2 protein-coding genes are annotated in these 4000 nt (G+C 69.5%); both read right to left on the minus strand.

Going from position 1 to position 4000, the window contains the following annotated elements; all coding sequences use genetic code 11:
- Positions 1-3365, minus strand: a 3365-nt coding sequence (locus JGU66_34290) for a valine--tRNA ligase (GenBank protein ID MBJ6765852.1), incomplete at its 3' end; no start/stop codon positions are given.
- A 56-nt stretch (positions 3366-3421) separates the two neighbouring features.
- A partial coding sequence (locus tag JGU66_34295; GenBank protein MBJ6765853.1) for a response regulator occupies positions 3422-4000 on the minus strand: 579 nt, incomplete at its 5' end.

The raw sequence follows: 4000 nt of genomic DNA on the forward strand, positions 1-4000 counted from the left end.
GCCTTCTTCGCAGGCGCCTTGGCCGTCTTCTTCGCCGCGGCCTTCTTCGCCGGCGCCTTGGCCGTCTTCTTCTCCGCGACCTTCTTCGCGGGCGCCTTGGCGGCCTTCTTCACGGGCGCGGTCTCGACCGGAGCTACCACCACCTCCGGCTTCGATTCGGCCGCCGCGACGGGGGACTTCTTCTTCGCGGGAGCCTTGGCCGCCTTCTTCGGAGCAGGCGCCTCGCGCTCGTCGCCGCTCTCCTTGGCCCGGTCGAACTCGCGCATGGCGTCATCGACGAGGCCCATGCTCATGTAGGCCACGCCCAGGTCATGGTGATCCGCCGCGGAGAGCCCTTCCTTCGTGCCCTCGCGCAGCTTGTGGAGCGCCTCCTGGACTTGAGGATCCGCCGCCGCGGCCGAGGGCTCGCGGGTACTGGCTGCCTCTAATTCACCCTTGATCTCCTGTCCCAGGTCCACCCCTCCCGCCGCCGGCTTGGCCTCGGGGGAAACCTTCACCTGGGCACTATCGGTCATGGGCTCGGTGCTGCCCGTTGCAGACGCGGGTGTCTCCGACATGGTGGGCTCCGGGGCGATGCGCTGGAGGTGGTCCTGCAGCTTGGCCTTGCGCGCCTGGAGTTCCTCGACTCGGGCCTTGTCCTTCTCCACCACGTCGGGCGGAGCCTTGGCCACGAAGTTGGGGTTCTCCAGCTTGCGCAGCACGCCGGCGACTTCCTGCTCGGCGCGGGCAATCTCCTTCTTGATGCGCTCGCGCTCGGCATCCAGGTCCACGAGCCCGGCCAGGGGCACGTAGATCTCCAGGTTGCCACTCACGAACGCGGCGGCCTGCGCGGGCTTGGTGCCCGGCGGGCTCACCTGCACATCGGAAAGTCCGGCCAGCGGCATCAGGTAGCCGCGCCAGCGCTCGAGCAGCTCGCGCGTGCGGGCATCCGGGCTCTGCACCACCGCCTTCACCTTCGCCGCGGGCGACAGGTTGCTCTCGCCACGGATGGTGCGCAGGCCCTCGATGGCCGCCACCACCGGCGCCATCTCCGCCTCGGCGGACGCGTCCACCAGCGCCGCGTCCGGCTCCGGGTACGCCGCGATGCAGATGCTCGCCACCGGCCGAGTCATGGGCAGCTTCTGCCAGATCTCCTCGGTGATGAACGGCATGAACGGGTGCATCAGCCGCAGGATGCGATCCAGGCAGTACACCAGCACCGCCCGCGTCGTGTCCTTCGCCGCCGCGTCCTCGCCGTACAGCGAGCCCTTCGCCAGCTCGATGTACCAGTCGCAGAACTCCGCCCAGAGGAACTGGTACAGCGTGGAGGCCGCCTCGGCGAAGCCGAACACCTCCAGCGAGGCGCGCGTCTCTTCCGTGGCGCGCTGGAGCCGCGAGAGGATCCACCGGTCCGCCAGCGTCAGCGAGCGGCTCGACAGCGGCCGGTCATCGAGCTGGAAGTCGCCCATGTTCATCAGGGCGAAGCGGCTCGCGTTCCACAGCTTGTTGCAGAACGCCTTGTAGCCACCCAGGCGATCCATCGACAGCTTGATGTCGCGGCCCTGCTGGGTGAGCGACGCGAGCGTGAAGCGCAGCGCGTCCGCGCCGAACGCCGGCATGCCCTGCGGGAACTTGTTGCGCAGCGTGGGGGCGAGCGCGTCGGCCTTCGCGCCGAGGATGACGTCCAGGGGATCGATGACGTTCCCCTTCGTCTTGGACATCTTCTCGCCCTTCTCGTCGCGCACCATCGCGTGCAGGTACACGGTGCGGAAGGGCACTTCCTTCATGAAGTGCAGGCCCATCATCATCATCCGGGCGACCCAGAAGAAGATGATGTCGTGGCCCGTCTCCATCACGGACGTCGGGTAGAACGTCTTCAGCTCGGGCGTCTCGCGCGGCCAGCCCAGCGTGGAGAACGGCCACAGGCCCGACGAGAACCACGTGTCCAGCACGTCCGGGTCCTGCACGAACTGCGCGCCGCCGCACTTGGGGCACGCCGTGGGCTGCGCGCGCGCGACGATGGGCTCCGCGCGAGCGAAGTCCACGCCGCCCACCTTCACCGTGGGCGCATCCAGCGGGAGGTCCGTGTCATCGCCCTGTCGCGGGCTGCACGCCACGCAGTAGTACGCGGGAATCTGGTGGCCCCACCAGAGCTGGCGGCTCACGCACCAGTCGTGGATGTTGCGCATCCAGTGGAAGAACGTGTTCGTCCACGCCTCGGGGACGAACTGGGTGCGGCCCTGCTCCACCGCCTCGATGGCCGGCTTCGCCAAGGGCTCGATGCGCACGAACCACTGCGGAGACAGGCGCGGCTCCACCACCGTGGTGCAGCGCTGACACGTGCCCACGTTGAGCTTGTGCGGCTCCTCCTTCTCCAGCACGCCCAGCAGCTGGAGGTCCTCCAGCACGGCCTTGCGCGCCGCGAAGCGATCCATCCCCGCGTACTTGCCGGTGTCCTTCGACATCCGGGCCGCGTCATCCAGGATGGTGAGCATGGGCAGCTTGTGCCGCAGGCCCGTCTGGTAGTCGTTGAAGTCGTGCGCGGGCGTCACCTTCACCACGCCCGTTCCGAACTCCATGTTCACCAGCTCGGCGTCCGCGATGATGGGGATCTCGCGGTCGGTGAGCGGCAAGAGCACGTGCTGACCCGCCAGGCCCTGGTAGCGCGGATCATCCGGGTGGATGGCCACCGCGGTGTCGCCCAGCAGCGTCTCGGGGCGCGTGGTGGCCACGGTGAGCGAGCGGTCGCTGCCCTTCACCGGGTAGCGGATGTGCCAGAGCGTGCCGGCCTTCTCCTCGTGCTCGACCTCCAGGTCGCTGAGCGCCGTGCGGCACGAGGGGCACCAGTTGATCAACTTCTGGGCCCGGTACATCAGGCCCTCTTCGTACAGCCGGACGAAGACCTCGCGCACGGCGGCCGAGGACTGCTCGTCCATGGTGAAGCGCTCGCGGCTCCAGTCCAGCGAGGCGCCCAGGTAGCGGTGCTGCTCGCCGATGCGGGCGCCGTACTTGCCCTTCCACGTCCAGACGCGCTTGAGGAACTCCTCGCGGCCCAGGTCGTGGCGGCTCTTGCCCTCGGTCTTCTTCAGCTCCTTCTCGACCACCATCTGCGTGGCGATGCCGGCGTGGTCCGTTCCCGGCAGCCACAGGGCATTGAAGCCGCTCATCCGCTTCCAGCGGATGAGGATGTCCTGGATGGTCGCCGTGAGCGCGTGGCCGATGTGAAGGCTGCCCGTGACGTTGGGCGGCGGCAGGACGATGCAGAACGGAGGCTTGGTGGAGGTGGCCTCGGCGCGGAAGTAATCGCGCTCCAGCCAGACGTTGTACCAGCGGGCTTCAACCTCACTGGGTTCGTAGGCCTTGGACAGTTCGGTGGTATCGGTCATCGCGAGCGGCCGGCCCTCGATGGGGCCGGCGGGGAATCAGTGGGTACTGGGGAACGTCAGTGCTGCGTTTCGCGGTCCTTGATGAGGCGCTCCAGCTCCTGACGGATGATGGTCTCCGCCAGCTGGGGAACGACCTCCCAGGCAATCTTCTCGATGACGTCGCGGGAGGCCTTGGACAGCGCCTCACGCAACACGGCCTCGCCGCCATCGGCCACCCGAGCGGGCGCGGCGGGCGCCGGGGTGCCCATGTCGAGCGAGATCTCCTCCGCGCCACTCGGCTCGGGCAGGGAGTCCTCGATGCTGATGCTCTCGACCGGAGCAGGACGCGCCGCCGCGGGCTGAGCCGCCGGCGTTCCCAGTCCGAACGGATCCCGAGCACGGGCCGCGGGAGGCGGCGCGGCGGGAGGCAGCGGCGAGCCCCCTGGAGGACGCGGGAAGCCACCCGGAATGTTCGCGGCAGGAGCCCCAGGACGGGCGGCCATGCCCGGCGGCGGAGCCCCCGGAGCGCCCGGACGCGGCGGCAGGCCCGCGCCCCCCGGAGGCGGCGGAACACCCGGCCCCGCGGGACGCGCACCCGCGCCCGGCGGCATCCCAGGCCCCGGAGGACGCGCGCCCGGAGGCATCGCGCCCGGCGG

This window comes from Myxococcaceae bacterium JPH2 (assembly GCA_016458225.1).
Taxonomy (GTDB): Bacteria; Myxococcota; Myxococcia; order Myxococcales; family Myxococcaceae; genus Citreicoccus.